30 protein-coding genes are annotated in these 22244 nt (G+C 66.3%); 29 read left to right on the forward strand and 1 reads right to left on the reverse strand.

Annotation, left to right across the window (positions count from 1 at the left end; translation table 11 throughout):
* Positions 1-15: 15 nt before the first annotated feature.
* Entirely contained in the window at positions 16-726 is a 711-nt protein-coding gene (locus KF887_05205; protein ID QYK42518.1) for a class I SAM-dependent methyltransferase, read from the reverse strand.
* Positions 727-1074: 348 nt separating this feature from the next.
* Here KF887_05205 and rpmC point away from each other — a divergent pair, with 348 nt between their 5' ends.
* From rpmC to KF887_05350, 29 genes are all read left to right on the forward strand, one after another.
* A complete protein-coding gene (gene rpmC, locus KF887_05210; protein ID QYK42519.1) occupies positions 1075-1281 on the forward strand; it encodes a 50S ribosomal protein L29 in 207 nt (68 codons plus the stop codon).
* A 10-nt stretch (positions 1282-1291) separates the two neighbouring features.
* Positions 1292-1534, forward strand: a complete 243-nt coding sequence (gene rpsQ, locus KF887_05215) for a 30S ribosomal protein S17 (GenBank protein ID QYK42520.1) — start codon at positions 1292-1294, stop codon at positions 1532-1534.
* 61 nt (positions 1535-1595) lie between these two features.
* Positions 1596-1964 (forward strand): 50S ribosomal protein L14, encoded by a 369-nt coding sequence (gene rplN / locus KF887_05220; protein QYK42521.1) that lies wholly within the window; start codon positions 1596-1598, stop codon positions 1962-1964.
* Positions 1964-2269, forward strand: a complete 306-nt coding sequence (rplX, locus tag KF887_05225) for a 50S ribosomal protein L24 (protein ID QYK42522.1) — start codon at positions 1964-1966, stop codon at positions 2267-2269. The genes rplN and rplX overlap by 1 nt, the downstream gene beginning before the upstream one ends.
* Positions 2269-2829 (forward strand): 50S ribosomal protein L5, encoded by a 561-nt coding sequence (gene rplE / locus KF887_05230; protein QYK42523.1) that lies wholly within the window; start codon positions 2269-2271, stop codon positions 2827-2829. The genes rplX and rplE overlap by 1 nt, the downstream gene beginning before the upstream one ends.
* Before the next feature lie 16 nt (positions 2830-2845).
* Positions 2846-3151 (forward strand): 30S ribosomal protein S14, encoded by a 306-nt coding sequence (rpsN, locus tag KF887_05235; protein QYK42524.1) that lies wholly within the window; start codon positions 2846-2848, stop codon positions 3149-3151.
* Positions 3152-3163: 12 nt separating this feature from the next.
* Positions 3164-3562, forward strand: a complete 399-nt coding sequence (gene rpsH, locus KF887_05240) for a 30S ribosomal protein S8 (GenBank protein ID QYK42525.1) — start codon at positions 3164-3166, stop codon at positions 3560-3562.
* 10 nt (positions 3563-3572) lie between these two features.
* On the forward strand, positions 3573-4106 hold the full coding sequence (gene rplF / locus KF887_05245) for a 50S ribosomal protein L6 (protein QYK42526.1): 534 nt from the start codon (positions 3573-3575) through the stop codon (positions 4104-4106).
* A gap of 11 nt (positions 4107-4117) precedes the next feature.
* Positions 4118-4477 (forward strand): 50S ribosomal protein L18, encoded by a 360-nt coding sequence (gene rplR / locus KF887_05250; protein QYK42527.1) that lies wholly within the window; start codon positions 4118-4120, stop codon positions 4475-4477.
* Between the two features lie 12 nt (positions 4478-4489).
* The gene (gene rpsE / locus KF887_05255) at positions 4490-5059 is read left to right on the forward strand and encodes a 30S ribosomal protein S5 (protein QYK42528.1); all 570 of its coding nucleotides are present in this window, start codon (positions 4490-4492) and stop codon (positions 5057-5059) included.
* Between the two features lie 3 nt (positions 5060-5062).
* Positions 5063-5257 (forward strand): 50S ribosomal protein L30, encoded by a 195-nt coding sequence (gene rpmD, locus KF887_05260; protein ID QYK42529.1) that lies wholly within the window; start codon positions 5063-5065, stop codon positions 5255-5257.
* A gap of 324 nt (positions 5258-5581) precedes the next feature.
* Positions 5582-6058, forward strand: a complete 477-nt coding sequence (rplO, locus tag KF887_05265; GenBank protein ID QYK42530.1) for a 50S ribosomal protein L15 — start codon at positions 5582-5584, stop codon at positions 6056-6058.
* A 121-nt stretch (positions 6059-6179) separates the two neighbouring features.
* Positions 6180-7544 carry a preprotein translocase subunit SecY gene (secY, locus tag KF887_05270; protein QYK42531.1) on the forward strand — a complete coding sequence of 455 codons (1365 nt, stop codon included), beginning with the start codon at positions 6180-6182 and terminating at the stop codon, positions 7542-7544.
* 12 nt (positions 7545-7556) lie between these two features.
* Positions 7557-8210 carry an adenylate kinase gene (locus tag KF887_05275; GenBank protein ID QYK42532.1) on the forward strand — a complete coding sequence of 218 codons (654 nt, stop codon included), beginning with the start codon at positions 7557-7559 and terminating at the stop codon, positions 8208-8210.
* A 212-nt stretch (positions 8211-8422) separates the two neighbouring features.
* A complete protein-coding gene (gene rpsM / locus KF887_05280; GenBank protein QYK42533.1) occupies positions 8423-8791 on the forward strand; it encodes a 30S ribosomal protein S13 in 369 nt (122 codons plus the stop codon).
* 15 nt (positions 8792-8806) lie between these two features.
* On the forward strand, positions 8807-9208 hold the full coding sequence (rpsK, locus tag KF887_05285; protein QYK42534.1) for a 30S ribosomal protein S11: 402 nt from the start codon (positions 8807-8809) through the stop codon (positions 9206-9208).
* Positions 9209-9327: 119 nt separating this feature from the next.
* A complete protein-coding gene (locus KF887_05290; protein QYK42535.1) occupies positions 9328-10344 on the forward strand; it encodes a DNA-directed RNA polymerase subunit alpha in 1017 nt (338 codons plus the stop codon).
* Positions 10345-10487: 143 nt separating this feature from the next.
* A complete protein-coding gene (gene rplQ, locus KF887_05295) occupies positions 10488-10907 on the forward strand; it encodes a 50S ribosomal protein L17 (GenBank protein ID QYK42536.1) in 420 nt (139 codons plus the stop codon).
* Between the two features lie 227 nt (positions 10908-11134).
* Positions 11135-11746: an autoinducer binding domain-containing protein gene (locus KF887_05300; GenBank protein QYK43445.1), complete on the forward strand. Its 612-nt coding sequence runs from the start codon at positions 11135-11137 to the stop codon at positions 11744-11746.
* 54 nt (positions 11747-11800) lie between these two features.
* Positions 11801-12391: an N-acyl-L-homoserine lactone synthetase gene (locus tag KF887_05305; protein ID QYK42537.1), complete on the forward strand. Its 591-nt coding sequence runs from the start codon at positions 11801-11803 to the stop codon at positions 12389-12391.
* A 104-nt stretch (positions 12392-12495) separates the two neighbouring features.
* Positions 12496-13881 carry a trypsin-like peptidase domain-containing protein gene (locus tag KF887_05310; protein ID QYK42538.1) on the forward strand — a complete coding sequence of 462 codons (1386 nt, stop codon included), beginning with the start codon at positions 12496-12498 and terminating at the stop codon, positions 13879-13881.
* Between the two features lie 86 nt (positions 13882-13967).
* Positions 13968-15269: a replication-associated recombination protein A gene (locus KF887_05315; protein QYK42539.1), complete on the forward strand. Its 1302-nt coding sequence runs from the start codon at positions 13968-13970 to the stop codon at positions 15267-15269.
* An 84-nt stretch (positions 15270-15353) separates the two neighbouring features.
* Positions 15354-15725: a fluoride efflux transporter CrcB gene (gene crcB / locus KF887_05320; GenBank protein QYK42540.1), complete on the forward strand. Its 372-nt coding sequence runs from the start codon at positions 15354-15356 to the stop codon at positions 15723-15725.
* Positions 15722-16768: an RluA family pseudouridine synthase gene (locus KF887_05325; GenBank protein ID QYK42541.1), complete on the forward strand. Its 1047-nt coding sequence runs from the start codon at positions 15722-15724 to the stop codon at positions 16766-16768. The genes crcB and KF887_05325 overlap by 4 nt, the downstream gene beginning before the upstream one ends.
* A gap of 3 nt (positions 16769-16771) precedes the next feature.
* Entirely contained in the window at positions 16772-17494 is a 723-nt protein-coding gene (locus KF887_05330) for an ATPase (protein ID QYK42542.1), read from the forward strand.
* Between the two features lie 217 nt (positions 17495-17711).
* Complete coding sequence (locus tag KF887_05335; protein ID QYK42543.1) at positions 17712-18731, forward strand: amino acid ABC transporter substrate-binding protein; 1020 nt, start codon at positions 17712-17714, stop codon at positions 18729-18731.
* 141 nt (positions 18732-18872) lie between these two features.
* A complete protein-coding gene (locus KF887_05340; protein ID QYK42544.1) occupies positions 18873-20135 on the forward strand; it encodes an ABC transporter permease subunit in 1263 nt (420 codons plus the stop codon).
* 2 nt (positions 20136-20137) lie between these two features.
* Positions 20138-21442 carry an amino acid ABC transporter permease gene (locus KF887_05345; GenBank protein ID QYK42545.1) on the forward strand — a complete coding sequence of 435 codons (1305 nt, stop codon included), beginning with the start codon at positions 20138-20140 and terminating at the stop codon, positions 21440-21442.
* 47 nt (positions 21443-21489) lie between these two features.
* Positions 21490-22239: an amino acid ABC transporter ATP-binding protein gene (locus KF887_05350; protein QYK43446.1), complete on the forward strand. Its 750-nt coding sequence runs from the start codon at positions 21490-21492 to the stop codon at positions 22237-22239.
* Positions 22240-22244 lie beyond the last annotated feature (5 nt).

Consider the following 22244-nt stretch of genomic DNA (forward strand, 5'->3'; position numbering starts at 1 on the left):
GACGCCAAGCACAGTTCATGTGCGCAGTTCGACTATCAGCAATTTGCAGCGGTCAGCCTTGCGCGGATAGACCTCGCGCGTCAGGAAACGCTGCGACACGTCAAGGTAGTCGCAGATCAGATCGGCGCGGGCGTCGGTGACGACGTCATCAAACACCATCACGCAACCGGGAGCCGCCTGCGAGGCAAGTTTGGGCAGGTGCCGATGAATTTCGGCTTCGTCATGCGTGGCGTCGCAGAAGATCATCCCGTACTTCCGCGACAGCGGGCAGTCGAGGAAATCGCCCCGGATGATGTTCGTGGCGTATTTCAGAAGGCCGTTGTTCTTGAGGTTCTGGATCAGAACGGCAATCGTTCCGCCGGGATGATAGACGGCTTCGACGACCCGGCCGCTATCCTTGGCGATGTTGAACTTTTCGTTGAAGCGTTCCTGCCACTCGGCGGCGGTCGTGATGCCGAAGTCGATCAGGTCGTACTTCGCGCGCGGGGCCCCCGCAGCCTCGCGGGCCTGAAGGCCCGCGGCAATCGCGCTCGAGGAACGACCAAGCCAGGGGCCCACCTCCAGAACGTCGCCCGAGGAGTTCCGGGCCGTGTTGTAGAGAACAGTCAGGTCCTTGGCCGACATCCAGCCATTCGGATAGCCCATCGGCAGTTTGGGCAATACGCCTTCATAGCTGCTTGTGCGGATAGCGTTTGCGGAGGTGTCAATCGGGACTGCAATATTCATGGGGTTGCCTGCTCATGGGATGCACCGGTCTTTGCCGGTCTTGGTTGCCTCATGGAAAACCTTGCCCGAGCTGTGAGGTACGAAGAATTCTTTCCGGGCGGCGGCACCGACAAAAGCGGTCAGGTGTTGCGTTTGGGCCGCGGCAGGCCGACAAGGCGGGCCGCCGCCGCCGCCGCCGCGCCGGCGCTTGCGCAACTTTCCCTTGTCGCGGCTTGGCTCATCCTGTAATGGGACGCATCCTGCGATTCCGGGTGACTGGAATTGCGGGTTCATCATTGATCCACCGGGTTCAGTGTTACCCCGCGCATCTGCTGGGGCACTTCGGTGATTGTGGAAGGAAGAATGGCGATGGACGCCAAGGAACTGCGCGACAAGACGCCGGACCAGCTGCGCGACAGCCTGGTCGCGCTGAAGAAGGAAGCGTTCAACCTGCGCTTCCAGCAGGCCACCAGCCAGCTTGAGAACACCGCCCGCATGCGCGCCGTGCGCCGCGACGTGGCGCGCATCAAGACCGTGCTGAACGAAAAGGCGGCTGCCGCCGCCCAAGCGAACTGAGGAGCGAGACATGCCCAAGCGCATCCTGCAAGGCACCGTGACCTCGGACAAGAACGAACAGACGATCACCGTCCTGGTCGAGCGTCGGTTCAAGCATCCGCTGCTGCAAAAGACCGTGCGGAAGTCCAAGAAATACCGGGCGCATGACCCGATGAACCAGTTCAAGGTGGGTGACGTTGTCCGTATCGAGGAATGCGCGCCCATCTCGAAGACGAAACGCTGGCACGTGGTGACCGAGACGGCGCAAGCCTGACCGACACTGCTGCCAGTCTAACGAAACCCCGGGGCCCAGCCCCGAAGGTCGGGAGACTGAAATGATCCAGATGCAGACCAATCTGGATGTCGCTGACAACTCCGGCGCGCGCCGGGTGCAGTGCATCAAGGTTCTGGGCGGGTCGCACCGCCGCTATGCCTCGGTCGGCGACATCATCGTGGTGTCGGTGAAAGAGGCGATTCCGAAGGGCAAGGTGAAGAAGGGCGACGTCCACAAGGCCGTCGTCGTCCGCACCGCCAAGGAAGTCCGTCGCGAGGATGGCACCGCCATCCGGTTCGACCGCAACGCCGCCGTGATCCTGAACAAGCAGATGGAGCCCGTGGGCACCCGCATCTTCGGGCCGGTGGTGCGCGAACTGCGCGCGAAGAACTTCATGAAGATCATCTCGCTGGCGCCGGAGGTGCTCTGATGGCCGCGAAACTCAAGAAGGGCGACAAGGTCGTCGTGCTGACCGGCAAGGACAAGGGCAAGACCGGCGAGATCGCCACCGTCATGCCCAAGGACAACAAGGCCGTCGTCGAAGGCATCAACATCGCCATCCGCCACACCAAGCAGTCGGCGTCGTCACAGGGCGGCCGCGTGGCCAAGGCCATGCCGATCGACCTGTCGAATCTCGCCATCGTTGACGCCAACGGCAAGGCCACCCGCGTCGGCTTCCGCATGGAAGGCGACAAGAAGGTGCGCTACGCCAAATCCACCGGGGAGGCGATCTGATGCTCGACGAAAGCACCTACACGCCACGGATGAAGGCCGCCTACAAGGCGACGATCCGCCCGGCGATGAAGACCGAGTTCTCGTACAAGAACGACATGATGATCCCGCGTCTGGACAAGATCGTGATCAACATGGGCGTGGGCGAGGCGGTCAAGGACACCAAGAAGGTCAAGGCCGCGGCCGAGCAGCTGACGCTGATCGCCGGCCAGAAGGCCGTGGTGACCCATGCGAAGAAGTCGATCGCGGGCTTCCGCGTCCGCGAGCAGATGCCGCTGGGCTGCAAGGTCACGCTGCGCGGCGACCGGATGTACGAATTCCTGGACCGCCTGATCTCGATCGCGCTGCCCCGCGTCCGCGACTTCCGCGGCGTCAAGGCCACCTCCTTCGACGGCCGGGGCAACTATGCCATGGGCCTGAAGGAACAGATCGTGTTCCCCGAAATCGACTTCGACAAGGTCGATGACGTGCTGGGCATGGACATCATCATCTGCACCACCGCCAAGACGGATGCCGAAGCCAAGGCGCTGTTGAAGCACTTCAACATGCCCTTCACGGCCTGAGCGGGAGGAGAGAGACATGGCAAAGAAATCCATGGTGAACCGCGAAGTGAAGCGTGCCAAGCTGGTCAAGCAGCACGCCGCCAAGCGGGCAAGCCTCAAGTCGGTCATCTACGATCAGACAAGGCCGATGGAAGAGCGGTTCAAGGCCACTCTGAAACTGGCTGGCCTGCCGCGCAATTCGTCGGCGACGCGCATCCACAACCGGTGCCAGCTGACGGGCCGCCCGCACGCCTATTACCGCAAACTCAAGCTCAGCCGCATCATGCTGCGTGAACTGGCCTCGTTCGGCCAGATCCCCGGCATGGTGAAGTCGAGCTGGTAAGGAGGGCAGGATATGTCTGTGAACGATCCTCTCGGCGATATGCTGACCCGCATCCGCAACGCGCAGATGCGCGGCAAGTCCACCGTCGCCACGCCGGCGTCGAAGCTGCGGGCCTGGGTGCTGGATGTGCTGGCCGACGAAGGCTACATCCGCGGCTATGAGCGCAAGGAAACCGAGAACGGCCAGGGCGAACTGGTCATCTCGCTGAAATACTTCGAGGGCACGCCGGTCATCCGCACGATCCAGCGCGTCTCCAAGCCCGGGCGCCGTGTCTACATGGGCGTGAAGGAAATCCCGCAGGTCCGCAACGGCCTCGGCGTTTCCATCGTGTCCACGCCCAAGGGTGTCATGTCCGATGCACATGCGCGCGCTGCCAATGTTGGCGGCGAAGTGCTGTGCACCGTGTTCTGAGGAGGGTGCAATGTCTCGTATCGGCAAGAAACCCGTCCCGCTGTCCAAGGGCGTGACCGCCACGATCTCGGGTCAGACGATCGAGGTGAAGGGTCCGAAAGGCACCCGCAGCTTCACCGCGACCGACGACGTGACGCTGACCATCGACGAGGGCGCGGTGAAGGTCGCGCCGCGCGGTACGTCCAAGCGCGCGCGCCAGCAATGGGGCCTCGCCCGGTCGATGGTGAACAACCTCGTCACCGGCGTGACCAGCGGCTTCCGCAAGGAACTGGAAATCCAGGGCGTCGGCTATCGCGCCGCGGTGGCCGGTAACGTCCTGAAACTCTCGCTCGGCTACAGCCACGAGGTGAATTTCGAAGTGCCGAAGGGGGTCACCGTGACCTCGCCGAAGCAGACCGAGATCGTCGTGGAAGGCATTGACGAACAGCTCGTCGGCCAGGTCGCCGCGAACATCCGCGAGTGGCGCCAGCCCGAGCCCTACAAGGGCAAGGGCATCCGCTACAAGGGCGAGTTCATCTTCCGCAAGGAAGGCAAGAAGAAGTAAGGATCGGGAACATGGCAAACACGAAACGAGAGCTGTTCCTGAAACGCCGCCTGCGGGTGCGGAACAAGCTCAAGGCAATGTCGGCGGGCCGTCTGCGCCTGTCGGTGCATCGCTCGTCCAAGAACATCAGCGTCCAGCTGATCGACGACGCGCAGGGCGTGACGGTGGCTGCGGCCTCGACCCTCGAAAAGGGCCTGGGCTTCTACGGCAAGAACAACGTCGAAGCCTCGGCCAAGGTCGGCGCGACGATCGCAGAGCGTGCAAGGAAGGCGGGCGTCGAAACCTGCTATTTCGACCGCGGTGGTTTCCTCTTTCACGGCAAGATCAAGGCTTTGGCCGATGCTGCCCGTGAAGGCGGCCTGAAGTTCTGAGGAGTGTGACAGATGGCAGAACGTGAGAACCGCCGCGAGGGCCGCCGCGACGACCGCCGCGAGGAGAACCCCGAGTTCGGCGAAAAGCTCGTCGCGATCAACCGCGTGTCCAAGACGGTGAAAGGCGGCAAGCGCTTCGGCTTTGCCGCGCTCGTCGTGGTCGGCGACCAGAAGGGCCGCGTCGGCTTCGGCAAGGGCAAGGCCAAGGAAGTGCCCGAGGCGATCCGCAAGGCGACCGAACAGGCCAAGCGCAGCCTGATCCGCGTGCCGCTCAAGGACAGCCGCACGCTGCATCACGACATGGAAGGCCGCCATGGCGCGGGCAAGGTCGTGATGCGCACCGCCGTCGCGGGGACCGGCATCATCGCCGGTGGTCCGATGCGCGCAGTGTTCGAGATGCTGGGCCTGCAGGACGTGGTGGCGAAATCCATCGGCTCGCAGAACCCCTACAACATGATCCGCGCGACCATCGACGGTCTGCAGAAGGAATCGAGCCCCCGCATGGTCGCGCAGCGCCGCGGCAAGAAGGTGGCCGAGATCCTGAAGAAGCCCGAGGCGGAAGCCGTGGCGGTGGAGGCCTGATAGATGACCGGCAAGAAAACCATCGTCGTGCAGCAGGTGGCCTCGGCTGCCCGCCGCCCGGCCATCCAGACCGCGACGCTCAAGGGCCTCGGCCTGAACAAGATGCGCCGCACCCGCGAGCTTGAGGATACGCCCTCGGTTCGCGGAATGGTCAACTCGATCTCGCATCTGGTGCGGATCGTGGAAGAGCGCGGCTGATCCTCGGCCGATGCCGGTGATGCGGGGTCCGGCCCCGCAGGCACGAGACAGAACGCCCCCGCGCCGTCGCGGGGGCGTTCCCTTTTGCGGCGCCGGCAAGGGTGCATCAGGGCGAGAGTGTTAACAGACCCTGAAGGCGCGGCGCCAACGCATTGATTCCATTGATGCGCCGTCGCGTCCCACCGTGGGACACCCCGTCCCTTGTCACGCGCCGCGCCCTCGTGTAAACGCCGCCGGTGGCCCGAGGGCCGCAGAATCAACAAGAATCGCCGCGTTGCTCCCGCCCGTCGCAGGCAGGGGCCTTCCGGCACAGGAGAATGCGACATGAAACTGAACGAACTTTCCGACAATCCCGGCGCCGCCAAGAAGCAGAAGCGCGTGGCGCGCGGCCCCGGCTCCGGCAAGGGCAAGACCGCAGGTCGCGGCATCAAGGGCCAGAAGTCCCGCTCCGGCGTGGCCCTCGGCGGCTATGAAGGCGGCCAGATGCCGCTCTATCGCCGCCTGCCCAAGCGCGGCTTCAACAAGCCGAACCGCCTGGAATTTGCCGTGGTGAACCTGGGCCTGATCGAGAAATTCATCGGCCTCGGCAAGCTCGACGCCAGCCAGCCGATCGACGAGGACGCGATCATCGCCGCCGGTGTCACCGCCCGCAAGCGCGACGGTATCCGCGTGCTGGCCAAGGGCGCCATCACCTCGAAGGTCTCGCTGGTCGTCACCGGGGCCTCGGCCTCGGCCATCGCCGCCGTCGAGGCGGCAGGCGGCACGCTGACCGTCAAGGCCCCGGCGGCCGCGGCCGAGTAACCCGCGCTTTCGTGGCTTGTGGGCCGCGCGCGCGCGGCTTACATGACATGTGGTTTTCCCGCGCCGCCGACCGGAGACCGGTCCGGCGGCGCATTCCTTCCGACCCGGAGACAATGCAAGCATGGCATCGGCAGCGGAACAGATGGCGGCCAACCTGAGCTGGGGTGCTCTGGGCAAGGCCACCGACCTGCGGCAGCGCATCTTTTTCACGATCGGCCTCTTGATCGTCTATCGCATCGGCACCTTCATTCCCGTGCCCGGCATCGACGGCACCGCCCTGCGCGACTTCATGCAGGACCTGACCACCGGCATCGGCGGCATGCTCAACATGTTCACCGGCGGCGCGATCAGCCGCATGGGCATCTTCGCGCTCGGCATCATGCCCTACATCAGCGCCTCGATCATCGTGCAGCTGCTGTCGGCCATGGTGCCGCGTTTCGAGCAGCTGAAGAAGGAAGGCGAGCAGGGCCGCAAGAAGCTGAACCAGTATACCCGCTACGGCACCGTGTTCCTGGCCACGTTCCAGGCCTATGGCATCGCGGTCAGCCTGCAGTCGGGGCAGCTTGTCACCAACCCGGGCTGGTTCTTCATCGCCTCCTGCGTCATCACGCTGGTCGGCGGCACCATGTTCCTGATGTGGCTGGGCGAGCAGATCACGGCGCGGGGCATCGGCAACGGCATCTCGCTGATCATCTTCGTCGGCATCGTGGCCGAGATCCCCGCCGCGCTGGCCCAGTTCTTCAGCCAGGGCCGGTCGGGCGCGCTGTCGCCGGCGGTGATCGTGGGCGTGCTGGTGATGGTCGTGGCGGTGATCGCCTTCGTCGTGTTCATGGAGCGCGCGCTGCGCAAGATCACCATCCAGTACCCGCGCCGGCAGGTGGGCATGAAGGTCTATGACGGCGGGTCGTCGCACCTGCCGGTCAAGGTGAACCCCTCGGGCGTGATTCCGGCGATCTTTGCCTCGTCGTTGCTGCTCTTGCCGGTCACGGTGTCAACCTTCTCGGGCCAGCAGACCGGGCCGGTCATGTCGACCATCCTGGCCTATCTGGGGCCGGGCCAGCCGCTGTACCTGCTGTTCTACGCGGCCATGATCGTGTTCTTCGCGTATTTCTACACCGCCAACGTCGCCTTCAAGGTCGAGGACGTGGCCGAGAACCTGAAGAACCAGAACGGCTTCATCGCCGGTATCCGGCCGGGCAAGAAGACCGAGGAATACCTGGACTACGTCGTCACCCGCATCCTCGTGCTGGGTTCGGCCTATCTGGTCGCGGTCTGCCTTCTGCCGGAAATCCTGCGGAACGAACTGGCGATCCCGTTCTACTTCGGCGGCACCTCGGTGCTGATCGTGGTGTCGGTGACGATGGACACGATCAATCAGGTGCAGTCGCACCTGCTGGCGCACCAGTACCAGGGCCTGATCGAGAAGTCGCAGCTTCGGGGGCGCAAGAAGCCCGGCACGGCGCCCAAGGCGCCCCAGAGACGCTGACGGGGGCTTTCCATGGCGAACGTGATCCTTCTGGGCCCTCCCGGTGCGGGCAAGGGAACCCAGGCGCGGGTTCTGGAAGAGGCGCGGGGGATGGTGCAACTGTCCACCGGCGACATGCTGCGCGCCGCGCGCAGCAGCGGAACCGAGATGGGTCGCAAGGTCGCCGCGGTGATGGACCGGGGCGAACTGGTGACGGACGAGATCGTCATCGGCCTGATCGAGGAGCGGATTGCGCAGGGTTCGCCCGGCGGCTTCATCTTCGACGGCTTTCCGCGCACGCTGAAACAGGCCGATGCCCTGGGCGAGCTGCTGGCGCGGATGGGGCAGGGCCTGGATGCGGTGATCGAGATGCAGGTGGATGACGCCGCGCTGGTCGCCCGCATCACCGGCCGCTTCACCTGCGGCAACTGCGGCGAGGTCTATCACGACCAGACCCGGCCGACCGCGACGCCGGGCGTCTGCGACAGATGTGGCTCCACCGACCTGCGCCGCCGCGCGGACGACACCGAGGACGCGCTGAAGACGCGGCTGATGGAATACTACAAGAAGACCTCGCCGCTCATCGGCTACTACTACGCCAAGGGCAAGCTGTCGGGCGTCGATGGCCTGGCCGAGGTGGACGCGGTTTCGGCGGCGGTGGCGAAGGCGCTTGACGGCACCACTTGACAGGTCCGCAAAAGCCTGAACGTCCCGTGTCGGCTGCCCTTGACGCCCCGGGGGAAACCCCTTAAGGCACACCGTCCCGCAAGGGAATCGTCCGCTGTGGCATGACACAGGCCGGGACGGATCGTGAAAGGGGCCCGCCCAGCCGGGGTTGGCCCCCTTCGGTTGTGAAAAAAGGTTCTGGCAACACGGAACCGCAACGAAAGGACAAGGCCTTGGCTCGTATTGCCGGCGTCAACATTCCCACCGGAAAGCGCGTTCCGATCGCGCTGACCTACATCACCGGGATCGGCCCCTTCGTCGCCGAACAGATCTGCGAGGCTGTCGGCATCGACCGCGCCCGCCGCGTCAACCAGCTTTCGGATGCCGAAGTGCTGGCGATTCGCGAACATATCGACGCGAACTACACCGTCGAGGGCGACCTGCGCCGCGAAGTGTCGATGAACATCAAGCGCCTGATGGACCTGGGCTGCTACCGGGGCCTGCGCCACCGCAAGAACCTGCCGGTTCGCGGCCAGCGCACGCATACCAACGCCCGCACCCGCAAGGGCCCGGCGAAACCCATCGCCGGCAAGAAGAAGTAAGGGGAGCGCACAGATATGGCACGCGATACCAAAGCCGCCGCTTCCCGCGTCAAGAAGAAGGAACGCAAGAACATTGCCGCCGGCGTGGCGCATGTGAATTCGTCCTTCAACAACACCAAGGTCCTGATCTCGGACGTGCAGGGCAACGCGATCTCGTGGTCGTCGGCCGGCACGATGGGCTTCAAGGGCAGCCGCAAGTCGACCCCCTACGCCGCCCAGATGGCCGCCGAGGATGCCGGCCGCAAGGCGCAGGAACACGGCGTCCGCACGCTGGAGGTCGAGGTGCAGGGGCCGGGCTCGGGCCGCGAGTCGGCGCTGCGCGCGCTGGCCGCGGTGGGCTTCACCATCACCTCGATCCGCGACGTGACGCCGATCGCGCACAACGGCTGCCGTCCGCCGAAGCGCCGTCGCGTCTGACACCTGCCTGATCCGCCGGGCCGCCCCGCCAGGGTGCGGCCCGGATTCGTCATTTCGATAACCTCGGGCGTCCGCAGCTTTCTGGACATGGGCAGCGGGCTAGTATGGAGGCGACACGCATGATCCACAAGAACTGGCAGGAACTGATCAAGCCCGCGCAACTGGTCGTCAAGCCGGGGCCGGATGCCAACCGCACCGCGACCCTGGTCGCGGAACCGCTGGAGCGGGGTTTCGGCCTGACGCTGGGCAACGCGCTGCGCCGCGTGCTGATGTCCTCGCTGCAGGGTGGCGCCATCACCTCGGTGCAGATCGACAACGTGCTGCACGAGTTTTCCAGCGTCGCCGGCGTCCGCGAGGATGTGACCGACATCGTCCTGAACCTGAAGGGCGTGGCGATCAAGATGGAGGTCGAGGGACCCAAGCGCCTGACCATCTCGGCCAAGGGGCCGGGCGTGGTGACGGCGGGCGACATCTCGGAATCCAACGGCATCGAAGTGCTGAACAAGGATCACGTGATCTGCCACCTCGACGACGGCGCCGACGTGTTCATGGAACTGACGGTCAATACCGGCAAGGGCTATGTCGCGGCCGACAAGAACAAGCCCGAGGATGCCCCGATCGGCCTGATCGCCATCGACGCCATCTTCTCGCCCGTCAAGAAGGTCAGCTACGAGGTCACCCCCACCCGTGAGGGCCAGGTGCTCGACTATGACAAGCTGACGATGAAGGTCGAGACCAACGGCTCGCTGTCGCCCGAGGATGCGGTGGCCTATGCCGCGCGCATCCTGCAGGACCAGCTTCAGGTCTTCGTCAACTTCGAGGAGCCGGAGTCGGCCACCAAGGGCATCGAGGACGCCGGGCTGGAGTTCAACCCGCTGCTGCTGAAGAAGGTGGACGAGCTGGAACTGTCGGTCCGTTCCGCCAACTGCCTGAAGAACGACAACATCGTCTACATCGGCGATCTGATCCAGAAAACCGAAGCCGAGATGCTGCGCACCCCGAACTTCGGCCGCAAGTCGCTGAACGAGATCAAGGAAGTGCTGTCCGGCATGGGCCTGCACCTCGGCATGGAAGTCGAGGACTGGCCGCCGGAGAACATCGAGGATCTGGCCAAGCGCTTCGAGGACCAGTTCTGAAGCGACGGTGCGCCTGAAGGCACACCCTACGTAGGGTGCGCATTCAGGCGCATCATGACCACCCCGGGCAATCCCGCCCCAACGACGCGGCCCGCAACGCACGGGCGGCAACACAAAGCAAAATGAGACCATAGGAGACCATCATGCGTCACGCCCGCGGCTACCGCCGCCTCAACCGCACCCACGAGCACCGCAAGGCGCTTTTCGCCAACATGTCCGGCGCGCTGATCGAGCACGAGCAGATCAAGACGACGCTGCCCAAGGCCAAGGAACTGCGACCGGTCATCGAGAAGCTGATCACGCTGGCCAAGCGCGGTGACCTGCACGCCCGTCGCCAGGCTGCCGCGCAGCTCAAGGAAGACAAGCATGTCGAACGGCTCTTCGCGATCCTCGGCCCGCGCTACAAGGACCGGCAGGGCGGCTATGTCCGCGTCCTGAAGGCCGGCTTCCGCTATGGCGACATGGCGCCGATGGCGATCATCGAGTTCGTCGATCGCGATCCTTCGGCCAAGGGTGCCGGCGACCGCGCCCGCACCGAGGCCGAAGACGCCGCGGAAGCCTGACACGGACATGCACCGCAGTGCTGCCATCGCCGAATGCCCGCCCCACAGGCGGGCATTCTGGTTTGCGGCGCTGGTCCACGCGGGATCTGGTCCACCGGATTTGCGGGAACGCGCCGACCAAACTGGCGCAAGTCCCGACGCAGCATCGGAAACGGTCCATACGACTGGTTTAGCTGCATCATGCAATTTATGGTTGACCTAGAATCATGAAACCTGTCGAAACAGACATGTCGATCAAGGCGGGCATAGACTTGGAGCTGCACCAGCTGACATTGCTGGCACCTGCGGGCTATTTCCTCGGCCTTCATATCCGCTTTACCGCGCCGCTCATGACGTTCCAGACCTACGACCAGGCCTGGCTCGATCACTACACCGACAACGGTTTCGTGCTGCGCGACCCCGCCACCGCCTGGGGGTTCTCGCGCACCGGCTGGATCCGCTGGAGCGACCCGTTGCTTCCCGATCCCTTCGGCATCTTCAAGGAGGCCGCGCAGTTCGGTCTCTGCTATGGTTTCACGGTCTCCTGCGGACCGATCAAGTCGCGCACCATCGCCTCGCTGGCGCGCCCCGATCGGGAGTATGCCGACAACGAGATCGCATTGGCCGAGTCCATCGTGCTGCGACTGCACGACGTGACCGAGCCACCCGAGGAACTGACGCGCGCCCAGGTCGAGGCGCTGCGCTGTATTGCAGGGGGCGACCGGCATGCTGCCGCGGCCGCCAAGCTGGGGATATCGGAAAGCGCGCTGAAGGCCCGCATTACATCGGCCCGCATCCGGCTCATGGCTCGGACGACCGCCGAAGCTATCCAGCGCGCGAAAGACTATCGGCTGATCTGAACCGATCTGCCTCCTGCAAGGTTATTCGACCGTCAACCCTGCAAGGAGCACATCATGCAGACCACGACCCTCTCGTTCGCCAACCTCCACAACCATGGCGAACTCTTTGCCAACTACATGCGCGCCCGGCGTGAACTTTTCATCGTTCACAACAAATGGAACCTGCCCGAGGCCATGGGCATGGAATACGACCAGTACGATACCCCGGCCTCGCGCTGGGTCGTCGTGCATGACGAACTCGGCCGCGTGCTGGCGGGCAACCGCCTGACGCCCACCACCACGAAATGCGGCATCTACACCTACATGATCCGCGACGCGCAGCGTGGCCTTCTCGACACCATCCCTTCGACGCTGCTCTATGACGAGGCGCCGGTGGCCGAGAACATCTGGGAAAGCTCGCGCCTGTTCGTCAGCCATGACGTGCCCATGGCGCAGCGCCGTGCCGTCCACGCCCGGCTGGTCGAGGAACTGGGCAAGGCCGCGCGTCGCCTTGGCGCCACGCATTGCCTGACGCTGCTGAACGCCAACTGGCCGCGCTGGTGCAACCGCGTCGGGGTCAAGATGGATGCGATGGGCCCGGTGATGGAAATCGAGAACGTCAACAACCAGGTCGTCATGATGGACTTCACCTCCGCGCTGCACTGAGCCAGGCAAGGGCCGCGCGGACGCGGGTGGGTCGCGTCGGCGCTTGCGGCGGCGCCCGGGGATGTCCATATCCCGGGCGCCGCCGACATCCGAACTGGTGAGACATGGGCATTCACCGCAGTCTTCCGGCCGTTCTGGCCGCCGTTCTTCTCGCGCTGCCGCTGGCTGCCGAAACCGTGCCCGCCACGCGGGCCGAGGTGCAGCTGACATTCGCGCCGCTGGTGCGCGCCGCCGCTCCGGCGGTCGTCAACATCTATGCCACGCGCATCGTCGCCGACCGGGTGAACCCTTTCGCCGCCGATCCGTTCTTCCGCGATTTCTTCGGCGATCTGGGCCGCGCCCAGCCGCGCGTGCAGAACGCGCTGGGCTCGGGCGTCATCCTGACCGGTGACGGCCTCGTGGTCTCGAACTACCATGTCGTCGGCGGGGCACAGGACATCCGCGTGGTGCTGGCCGACCGACGCGAATTTGCCGCCGATCTGGTCCTGTCGGACGAGGAAAGCGACCTCGCCGTCCTGCGCCTGCGCGATGCGGCGGCCCTGCCGGTCCTTGAACTGGCCGACAGCGACGCCGCACAGGTGGGCGATCTGGTGCTGGCCATCGGCAACCCCTTCGGCGTCGGGCAGACCGTGACCTCCGGCATCGTCTCGGCGCTGGGCCGGTCCACCCTCAGCCTCGGGTCGGGGCGCGGCTATTTCCTGCAGACCGACGCGGCGGTGAACCCGGGCAACTCCGGCGGGGCGCTGATCGACATGCAGGGCCGCCTGCTGGGCATCAACACCGCGATCCTGACGCGCGGCGGCGGATCGAACGGGGTCGGCTTCGCGATTCCCGCCAATCTCGTGGCCCGGGTGCTCGACCAGGCGCGGGCCGGTGCCGCGCGCTTCACCCGGCCCTGGGCGGGGATCGGGGGGCAGGGCGTCGATCCGGGCCTGGCCGAGGCGCTGGGCCTTGCCGCACCCGAAGGCGTGGTGATCACCGACCTGCACCCGGAAAGCCCCTTCGCCGCCGCGGGCCTGCGCCCCGGCGATGTGATCCTGACGCTGGGCGGCCAGCCGGTGAACAGCCCGCAAGAGGTGATGTTCCGCCTTGCCGTCGCGGGCACCGGCGCCTCCACGACGCTGGGCTATGCCCGCGATGGCCAGACGCGCGACACCGAGGTGGCGCTGATCCCGCCCCCCGTGGGCGACCGCGACGAGACCGCCATCACCGGTGACGTGGCGCTGCGCGGCCTCACCGTCGCCCGCATCGACCCGGCGCTGATCGCGGAACATGGCCTGCCGTTCTCGGCCTCGGGCACGCTTGTCACCGATGCCCGCGACCGCGCGGCGCGCGCCGGGCTGCGCCCCGGCGACATCCTCGTGGCGATCAACGGCCAGCCCGTGCGGTCGCCCGGCGACGTTGCCCGGCTGTCGGGCGACCGTCCGCGCCTCTGGCAGGTCGAGGCGCTGCGCGAGGGCCAGCGCGTGATCCTGCGGTTCCGGTTCTGATGCTGCGCATGCTTCCGTCCGCTGCCGTGCTGGCATAGCCTGCGGCTGCCCGGGGATGCTTGCCCCGGGGTCAGCCGCAGGCATCCATGCCGGATCTCTTCGATACCGCCGCCGCCCCCGAACCTCCCCGCCCGCTGGCCGACCGCCTGCGGCCGGCGCGGCTGTCCGATGTCATCGGGCAGGGGCATGTGCTGGGGCCCGACGGCCCGCTGGGCGCGATGCTTGCCGCGGGTTCGCTGGGCTCGCTCATCCTCTGGGGGCCGCCGGGGGTGGGCAAGACCACGATCGCCCGATTGCTCGCGACGGAAACCGATCGCGCCTTCGTCCAGATCAGCGCCATCTTCACCGGCGTCCCCGACCTGCGCCGGGTGTTCGATACCGCGCGGATGAAGCGCCAGCAGGGGCAGGGCACGCTGCTTTTCGTGGACGAGATCCACCGCTTCAACAAGGCACAGCAGGACGGATTCCTGCCGCATATGGAGGACGGCACGATCCTTCTGGTCGGCGCCACCACCGAGAACCCGAGCTTCGAACTGAATGCGGCGCTCCTGTCGCGCGCGCAGGTGATCGTGCTCGAACGCCTGTCCCCGGCCGATCTCGAACGTCTGGCGCAGCGCGCCGAGCGCGAGCTTGGCCGCGCCCTGCCGCTGACCGGCCCGGCCCGCGAACGGCTGATCGACATGGCCGATGGTGACGGCCGGGCGCTGCTGAACCTGGTCGAGCAGGTGGCGGCCTGGAAGGGCGACACCCGGCTAGACCCCGACACGCTGGCCGCCCGCCTGCAGCGCCGTGCCGCGAAATACGACAAGTCGGGGGAAGAGCACTACAACCTCATCTCGGCGCTGCACAAGTCCGTGCGCGGGTCCGACCCCGACGCCGCGCTCTACTGGTTCGCCCGGATGCTGGAGGGCGGCGAGGATCCGCGCTTCCTGGCCCGCCGCCTGACGCGCATGGCGGTCGAGGACATCGGGCTGGCCGATCCGCAGGCCCAGGCCGTCTGCCTTCAGGGCTGGGAAACCTACGAACGGCTGGGCAGCCCCGAGGGGGAACTGGCGCTGGCGCAGGCGGTGGTCTACCTTGCCCTCGCGCCGAAATCGAACGCGGCCTACACCGCCTACAAGGCCGCCCGTGCGCTGGCACGCGACACCGGCAGCCAGCCGCCACCCCTGCACATCCGCAACGCGCCGACGCGGCTGATGAAGGATCTGGGCTACGGCCGCGACTATGCCTACGACCACGACGCCGAGGACGGCTTTTCCGGGCAGGACTATTTCCCCGAGGGGATGAAGCGGCCGGTCCTGTATCTGCCCGCCGAACGCGGGTTCGAGCGTGACCTGAAGAAACGTCTCGACTGGTTCGCGGGGCTGCGGGCAAAGCGCCGCAGCTAGGCCATCGCCGCAGCATGCCCCGTCCGGCGCGCGGCGCCGGGGCGCCCGGTTGACAAGCCGGGCGCGGCGCCCCATGGGGTGCGGATGACCCCCGCCATCCTTCTCCAGGTCGCCCTCGGTGGCGCCATCGGTTCCGTGGGCCGCTACCTGGTCACCTGGGGGGCGGCGCGGGCCTGCCTGCCAGGGTTTCCGCTGGGCACGCTGGTCGTCAACGTGGCGGGGTCGCTGGCGATGGGCATCCTCTTTGTCCTGCTGACGCGCGAGGGGCGGTTCTCACCCTTCGTGCTGACCGGTGTCCTTGGCGGGTTCACCACCTTCTCGGCCTTCTCGCTCGATGCCTTCTGCCTGTGGGAACGCGGCCAGGCCGGGGCGGCCGCGCTCTATGTCGGGGCCTCCGTCATCCTTTCCCTCGCCGCGCTGGCCGTCGGCGTTCTCCTCGCAAGGGGCCTTTCATGACCGGCGTGCAGACCCTGACCGTGGCCGAGGACGAAGCCGACATGCGCCTTGACCGCTGGCTCAAGCGGCATTTCCCGCAGCTTACCCAGGGCGCGGTCGAGAAACTGTGCCGCACCGGCCAGCTGCGCGTCGACGGGGGCCGCGTCAAGGCTGCCGACCGGCTGGCGCCGGGGCAGGCCGTGCGCGTGCCGCCCCTGCCCGACACGCCGCCACCCGAACGGCCCGAGGGTCCGCGCATCGCGCCTTCGGACGCCCGGATGATCCAGGACGCCGTGATCTTCATGGACCAGCACATGATCGTGCTGAACAAGCCGCCGGGCCTGCCCTCGCAGGGCGGGTCGGGGCAGGGCGACCGCCATGTCGACGGTCTGACCCATGCCCTGACCTTCGGCTACAAGGAACGCCCCAAGCTCGTCCACCGGCTCGACAAGGATACCTCGGGCGTCCTGATGCTGGCGCGCACCGACCGTGTCGCCCGTGCCCTGTCCGAGTCGCTGCGTCACCGCGCGGCGCGCAAGATCTACTGGGCCGTGGTGGCCGGGGTGCCCAACCCCAAGCAGGGCTCGGTCAAGTTCGCGCTGATGAAGGCGCCGGGCCACGGGCGCGGCGGCGAGGGCGAACGGATGGTCTGCATCCATCCCGCCAGGATGGCGGACCACCCCGACGCGAAACGGGCGCAGACCGATTTCTTCACGCTCTGGTTCCTTGGCTCGCGCCTGTCGTGGATGGCGCTCGAACCGGTCACCGGCCGCACCCACCAGCTGCGCGCCCACATGGCCGAGATCGGCCACCCGATCATCGGCGACGGCAAGTATGGCGGATCGGCGGCCGAGAATGCGGGCGATGGCTGGGGCGCCGGGATCGGCGGCGAATTCAGCCGCAAGCTGCACCTGCACGCCCGCCAGATCACCATCGAGCATCCCGTGACCAAGGCGACGATGACCTTCACGGCGCCGCTGCCCGAACACATGGCCCGCACCTGGGAACTGCTCGACTGGAAGGAAGACGACGTGCCCGCCGATCCCTTCGCCGCGATCCGCTAGCCCATGTCCGGCTGGCCGCGCAAACGGTTCTGGGCCGAGGCCCGGGCAGGGGCGGTGCCAGGCGGCGGCTGGACCGTGCTGCTCGACGGGCGCGCGCTGAAGACGCCGGCCAGGGCGCCTCTCGTCCTGCCCAGCCTGCCGCTGGCCGAGGCGATCGCCGCCGAATGGCAGGCCCAGCAGGCCGAGGTGCGCCCGGCCACCATGCCTCTGGCCCGCATCGCCCATTCCGCCATCGACAAGGTCGCCCCTCAGGCCGCCGCCGTCGCGGCGGAACTGGCGGGCTACGGCGCCACCGACCTGCTCTGCTACCGGGCGTCCGCCCCGGCCGAACTCGCCGCGCGCCAGGCTGCCGCCTGGGACCCGCTGCTCGCCTGGGCGGCCGACCATCTGTCGGCGCCGCTGCGCAGCGTCACCGGCGTCATGCCGGTCGCGCAGCCCCCCGCCAGCCTTGCCGCGCTGGCCCGGCGGCTGGACGGCCTGACCCCGTTCCAGCTTTCCGCGCTGCATGATCTCGTGGCGATTCCCGGATCGCTGGTCCTCGGCCTTGCCGTTGCCGGGGGGCGGCTGACGGCCGCTGCGGCCTTCGACATGTCGCGGATCGACGAACACTGGCAGGCCGAACTCTGGGGCCGGGACGACGAGGCGGCCGAATCCGAGGCGCTGAAACGCAGCGCACATGGCCATGCCGCCCGATTCTTCGGATTGTGCGGGACACAGGATTGCTGAAAATCCGGGCAGACCTGCCCGCTTCGTGGCCGTCTCCCCGGCAAGTCCCTGAAATCTCGGGGGGATCACAGGCGGACCCGGTTGCACTTGACCTTTCAAACCGCTTCGGTCGAAAGTGTGGAACGCTGGCAAGGACCGCTTGTCGGCAAGACCTTGCACAGGGCAGGGAAAAAGATGCCCGCCGCCAAGGCGCGGCGCCAATCAGGAAGAGGTAAACATGAAATCATCGGTATTCTTCGCCACGCTGACCGCGACGGTCGCGCTGGCCGCCGGCATGTCGGCGGCTGCCACGCTCGACGACGTGAAGGCCCGGGGCGAACTGAACTGCGGCGTGACGACGGGCCTGACCGGCTTCTCGCTGCCCGACGCGAATGGCAACTGGACCGGCTTTGACGTCGCCGTGTGCCGTGCCGTGGCCGCCGCCGTGCTGGGCGACGGCAGCAAGGTGAAGTTCGTGCCGACCACCGGCCAGACCCGCTTCACCGCGCTCGCCTCGGGCGAGATCGACGTGCTGGCCCGCAACTCGACCTGGACCTTCTCGCGCGACGTCGACCTCAAGTTCGAATGGGCCGGCGTGAACTACTACGACGGCCAGGGCTTCCTGGTGCGCAAGGATCTGGGCGTGTCCTCCGCCAAGGAACTTGATGGCGCGACCGTCTGCATCCAGACCGGCACCACGACCGAGCTGAACCTCGCCGACTTCTTCAAGGCGAACAACATCACCTACCAGCCCGTCCCGGCCGAAACCAACGCCGAGATGGAACAGAAGTATGCGTCGGGTGCCTGCGACGCCTACACCACCGACGCGTCCGGCCTCGCGGCCACCCGCGCCACGCTGACCGACCCCGACAACCACGTCATCCTGCCCGAGATCATCTCGAAAGAGCCGCTCGGCCCGCTGGTTCGCCATGGCGACCAGCAGTGGGGCGACATCGTGCGCTGGACGCTGAACGCGCTGATCGCGGCGGAAGAATACGGCGTGACCTCGGCCAACCTCGAGGAAATGGCCGCGAACTCGACCAACCCGGAAGTCAAGCGGCTGCTGGGGACCGAGGGCGATCTGGGCGCGATGCTGGGTCTCGACGCGGCATGGGCCAAGCGCGCGATCGCCGTGGGCGGCAACTATGGCGAAATCTTTGCCCGCGAACTGGGTGAAGGCACGCCGATCGGCCTGGCACGCGGCCTGAATGCGCAGTGGACCCAGGGCGGCCTGCTGTACTCGCCGCCGTTCCGCTGAGAACGACAACCGGAAAGGGCGCGCCACGGCGCGCCCTTTTCACACCGACACAACATGACACCCGGCCCTGTCCGCGTCCGAACGGACCGACAGACCAGAACGCGCAAACGCGTCGGCCCGGACACAGGGGGAATAGCGAACATGGCGGTCATCACCGACGTGCCTAAAGAGTCATTCCGGCTCTCCATGCTCATCTACGACACGCGGTATCGGTCGCTGACCATACAGGTCGTGGTCTTCTTCCTCGTCATGGCGGGGGCAGCCTGGCTGGTGGACAACGCCTACCGGAACCTCCAGCTGCTCGGGAAGGATTTCAACTTCTCCTTCCTCTGGACCCGCGCGGGCTATGACATCCCGCAGGTCCTGATCGAATACACCAACGACAGCACGCATGGCCGCGCGATGCTGATCGGCCTGCTGAACACCCTGCTCGTGGCCTTCCTCGGCTGTCTCGCCGCCACCGTGCTCGGCATCTTCGTGGGCGTGCTGCGCCTGTCGAAGAACTGGCTCGTCGGCCGGCTGATGACCGTCTATGTCGAAATGTTCCGCAACGTGCCGCTGCTGCTGTGGATCCTGCTGATCTACACGGTGTTCATCGAGGCGACGCCCGGCCCGAACGCCTACCGCACGCTGCCCGACGGCACGCCCGGCATGTCGATGCAGCTGTTCGACACCATCGCCGTGACCAACCGCTACACCGCCGTGCCCGACCCGCTGTTCTCGCGGTCGCTGGGCGAAATCAGCCTGGGCCTGTTCAACGTATCGGTCGATCTGCTGGCGCTGATCGCCGCGCTGCTGCTCAGCTTCTTTGCCAACCGCGCGCTTCTGGCCAACGCGACCCGCGTGCAGGAAGCCACCGGCGACCGTCCGGTCACCTGGTGGAAATCTCTGCTGATCTGGATCGTGCCGGTCGTCGCGGTGCTGGTCGCGCTGGGCTTCCACCTGGCCTATCCCCGGCTTCAGGGCTTCAACTTCGTCGACGGCATCAACGTGTCGAACTCGCTGATGGCGCTGTGGCTGGCCCTCACGCTCTATACCGCGGCCTTCATCGCGGAAATCGTGCGCGCGGGCATCATGGCCATTTCCAAGGGCCAGTCCGAGGCGGCCTTCGCCCTGGGCCTGCGCCCGGGCCGCACGATGAACCTCGTGATCCTGCCGCAGGCGCTGCGGGTGATCATCCCGCCGCTGATCTCGCAATACCTGAACCTGACCAAGAACTCGTCGCTGGCCATCGCGGTGGGGTATCTTGACCTGCGCGGCACGCTGGGCGGCATCACCCTGAACCAGACCGGGCGCGAGCTGGAATGCGTGCTGCTGATGATGCTGATCTACCTCATCATCAGCCTGGTGATCTCGGGCGTGATGAACGTCTACAACGCCAGCGTCAAACTGAAGGAGCGTTGATCATGACCCGCACCGCCACCTTCGTCCGCGACCAGATGCTGGCCCCCATGGAACCCCCGCTGACCGAGAAGGGCGCGGTCAAGTGGGTGCGCGAGAACCTGTTCTCGGGCTGGTTCAACTCGATCCTCACCATCCTCGGCCTGTTCGCCATCTACTGGCTTGTCGCCTCCGCCTGGCCATGGCTGCGCAATTCGGTCTGGACCGCCGACAACCTGGCCGAATGCCGCGCGGTCATCCAGGCCACCTGGGGCGAAGGCGCGACCGGGGCCTGCTGGGCGGTGATCCGCGAACGCTGGACCCAGTTCATCTACGGCTTCTACCCCAACCACCTCTACTGGCGTCCGAACCTGGCCATGGTCCTGATGTTCGTGGCGCTGGCGCCGGTGCTGTTCACCCAGATCCCGCGCAAGGCGCTGTGGTTCGCGGCGGTCTATCCGGGGCTGGGCTACTGGCTGCTGTGGGGGGGCACGCTGTGGTTCCCCGTCGTGGCCCTGGCAGGCTTCGCCGTCGGCTATGCCGCCTACCGGGCGCTTGCGCCGGTGAACGTCATCGTCGCCGCGGTCGGCGCGGTCCTGGCGCCGGTGCTGTGGTGGCTGTTCCTCGCGGGGCCGATCACCGGCATCCTTGCCGACATCGTGCCGCTCTCGCTGGAAACCGTCCGCTCCGACAGGTTCGGCGGCTTCGTGCTGTCGGTCATCATCGGCATCACGGCGATCTCGCTGTCGCTGCCGCTGGGCATCGCCCTGGCGCTGGGGCGGCAGTCGGACATGTTCCTCGTCAAGTCGCTCTCGGTGGTGTTCATCGAATTCATCCGCGGCGTGCCGCTGATCACGCTGCTGTTCACCGCCTCGCTGCTGCTGAACTACTTCCTGCCGCCCGGATCGAACTTTGACATCATCCTGCGCGTCGTGATCATGGTGACGCTGTTTGCCAGCGCCTATATCGCCGAGGTGATCCGCGGCGGCCTGGCGGCCCTGCCGAAGGGGCAGTACGAGGCGGCGGACGCGCTGGGCCTGAACTACTGGCAGGCGCAGCGGCTCATCATCCTGCCGCAGGCGCTCAAGATCTCGATCCCGGGGATCGTGTCGTCCTTCATCGGGCTGTTCAAGGATACCACGCTCGTCGTGTTCGTGGGCCTGCTCGACCCGCTCAAGGGCATCACCGATGCCGTGCGCGCCTCGACCGACTGGAAGGGTATCTACTGGGAACCCTACATCTTCGTCGGCACCCTGTTCTTCATCTTCTGCTTCGGCATGTCCCGGTACTCGATGTATCTGGAACGCAAGCTGAAAACCGACCACCGGTAAGGAGCACCACCATGGAAGCCATCGAACGCAAGGTGGACCGCAGCCACATGCAGGTCAGCGACGAGGTCGCGATCGACATCGTCGGCATGAACAAGTGGTACGGCACGTTCCACGTCCTGCGCGACATCAACATGTCCGTGCATCGCGGCGAGCGCATCGTGATCTGCGGGCCCTCGGGCTCGGGCAAGTCCACGCTGATCCGCTGCATCAACCGGCTTGAGGAACATCAGCAGGGCAAGATCGTCGTGGACGGCACCGAACTGACCTCCGACCTCAAGAACATCGACAAGGTGCGCTCCGAGGTCGGCATGGTGTTCCAGCACTTCAACCTGTTCCCGCACCTGACGATCCTCGAGAACTGCACCCTCGCCCCGATCTGGGTCCGCAAGACCCCGAAGAAGGAGGCCGAGGAAACCGCCATGCACTTCCTGCGCAAGGTCAAGATTCCCGAACAGGCGCACAAGTATCCGGGGCAACTGTCCGGCGGCCAGCAGCAGCGCGTCGCCATCGCCCGCAGCCTCTGCATGAAGCCGCGCATCATGCTGTTCGACGAACCCACCTCCGCCCTCGACCCGGAGATGATCAAGGAGGTGCTCGACACCATGATCCAGCTCGCGGAAGAAGGCATGACCATGCTCTGCGTCACGCATGAGATGGGCTTTGCCCAGGCGGTGGCGAACCGCGTCATCTTCATGGACCAGGGTCAGATCGTCGAACAGAACGAACCCAAGGAGTTCTTCAACAACCCCAAGAGCGATCGCACCAAGCTGTTCCTCAGCCAGATCCTCGGCCACTGACAGGG

This window comes from Paracoccaceae bacterium, from assembly GCA_019454225.1.
GTDB lineage: Bacteria > Pseudomonadota > Alphaproteobacteria > Rhodobacterales > Rhodobacteraceae.

Excerpts from the sequence above, each read along its gene's own strand:
- KF887_05205 (QYK42518.1), bottom strand. The coding sequence starts at position 726 with ATGAATATTGCAGTCCCGATTGACACCTCCGCAAACGCTATCCGCACA.
- rpmC (QYK42519.1), top strand. The coding sequence starts at position 1,075 with ATGGACGCCAAGGAACTGCGCGACAAGACGCCGGACCAGCTGCGCGAC.
- rpsQ (QYK42520.1), top strand. The coding sequence starts at position 1,292 with ATGCCCAAGCGCATCCTGCAAGGCACCGTGACCTCGGACAAGAACGAA.
- rplN (QYK42521.1), top strand. The coding sequence starts at position 1,596 with ATGATCCAGATGCAGACCAATCTGGATGTCGCTGACAACTCCGGCGCG.
- rplX (QYK42522.1), top strand. The coding sequence starts at position 1,964 with ATGGCCGCGAAACTCAAGAAGGGCGACAAGGTCGTCGTGCTGACCGGC.
- rplE (QYK42523.1), top strand. The coding sequence starts at position 2,269 with ATGCTCGACGAAAGCACCTACACGCCACGGATGAAGGCCGCCTACAAG.
- rpsN (QYK42524.1), top strand. The coding sequence starts at position 2,846 with ATGGCAAAGAAATCCATGGTGAACCGCGAAGTGAAGCGTGCCAAGCTG.
- rpsH (QYK42525.1), top strand. The coding sequence starts at position 3,164 with ATGTCTGTGAACGATCCTCTCGGCGATATGCTGACCCGCATCCGCAAC.
- rplF (QYK42526.1), top strand. The coding sequence starts at position 3,573 with ATGTCTCGTATCGGCAAGAAACCCGTCCCGCTGTCCAAGGGCGTGACC.
- rplR (QYK42527.1), top strand. The coding sequence starts at position 4,118 with ATGGCAAACACGAAACGAGAGCTGTTCCTGAAACGCCGCCTGCGGGTG.
- rpsE (QYK42528.1), top strand. The coding sequence starts at position 4,490 with ATGGCAGAACGTGAGAACCGCCGCGAGGGCCGCCGCGACGACCGCCGC.
- rpmD (QYK42529.1), top strand. The coding sequence starts at position 5,063 with ATGACCGGCAAGAAAACCATCGTCGTGCAGCAGGTGGCCTCGGCTGCC.
- rplO (QYK42530.1), top strand. The coding sequence starts at position 5,582 with ATGAAACTGAACGAACTTTCCGACAATCCCGGCGCCGCCAAGAAGCAG.
- secY (QYK42531.1), top strand. The coding sequence starts at position 6,180 with ATGGCATCGGCAGCGGAACAGATGGCGGCCAACCTGAGCTGGGGTGCT.
- KF887_05275 (QYK42532.1), top strand. The coding sequence starts at position 7,557 with ATGGCGAACGTGATCCTTCTGGGCCCTCCCGGTGCGGGCAAGGGAACC.
- rpsK (QYK42534.1), top strand. The coding sequence starts at position 8,807 with ATGGCACGCGATACCAAAGCCGCCGCTTCCCGCGTCAAGAAGAAGGAA.
- KF887_05290 (QYK42535.1), top strand. The coding sequence starts at position 9,328 with ATGATCCACAAGAACTGGCAGGAACTGATCAAGCCCGCGCAACTGGTC.
- rplQ (QYK42536.1), top strand. The coding sequence starts at position 10,488 with ATGCGTCACGCCCGCGGCTACCGCCGCCTCAACCGCACCCACGAGCAC.
- KF887_05300 (QYK43445.1), top strand. The coding sequence starts at position 11,135 with ATGTCGATCAAGGCGGGCATAGACTTGGAGCTGCACCAGCTGACATTG.
- KF887_05305 (QYK42537.1), top strand. The coding sequence starts at position 11,801 with ATGCAGACCACGACCCTCTCGTTCGCCAACCTCCACAACCATGGCGAA.
- KF887_05310 (QYK42538.1), top strand. The coding sequence starts at position 12,496 with ATGGGCATTCACCGCAGTCTTCCGGCCGTTCTGGCCGCCGTTCTTCTC.
- KF887_05315 (QYK42539.1), top strand. The coding sequence starts at position 13,968 with ATGCCGGATCTCTTCGATACCGCCGCCGCCCCCGAACCTCCCCGCCCG.
- crcB (QYK42540.1), top strand. The coding sequence starts at position 15,354 with ATGACCCCCGCCATCCTTCTCCAGGTCGCCCTCGGTGGCGCCATCGGT.
- KF887_05325 (QYK42541.1), top strand. The coding sequence starts at position 15,722 with ATGACCGGCGTGCAGACCCTGACCGTGGCCGAGGACGAAGCCGACATG.
- KF887_05330 (QYK42542.1), top strand. The coding sequence starts at position 16,772 with ATGTCCGGCTGGCCGCGCAAACGGTTCTGGGCCGAGGCCCGGGCAGGG.
- KF887_05335 (QYK42543.1), top strand. The coding sequence starts at position 17,712 with ATGAAATCATCGGTATTCTTCGCCACGCTGACCGCGACGGTCGCGCTG.
- KF887_05340 (QYK42544.1), top strand. The coding sequence starts at position 18,873 with ATGGCGGTCATCACCGACGTGCCTAAAGAGTCATTCCGGCTCTCCATG.
- KF887_05345 (QYK42545.1), top strand. The coding sequence starts at position 20,138 with ATGACCCGCACCGCCACCTTCGTCCGCGACCAGATGCTGGCCCCCATG.
- KF887_05350 (QYK43446.1), top strand. The coding sequence starts at position 21,490 with ATGCAGGTCAGCGACGAGGTCGCGATCGACATCGTCGGCATGAACAAG.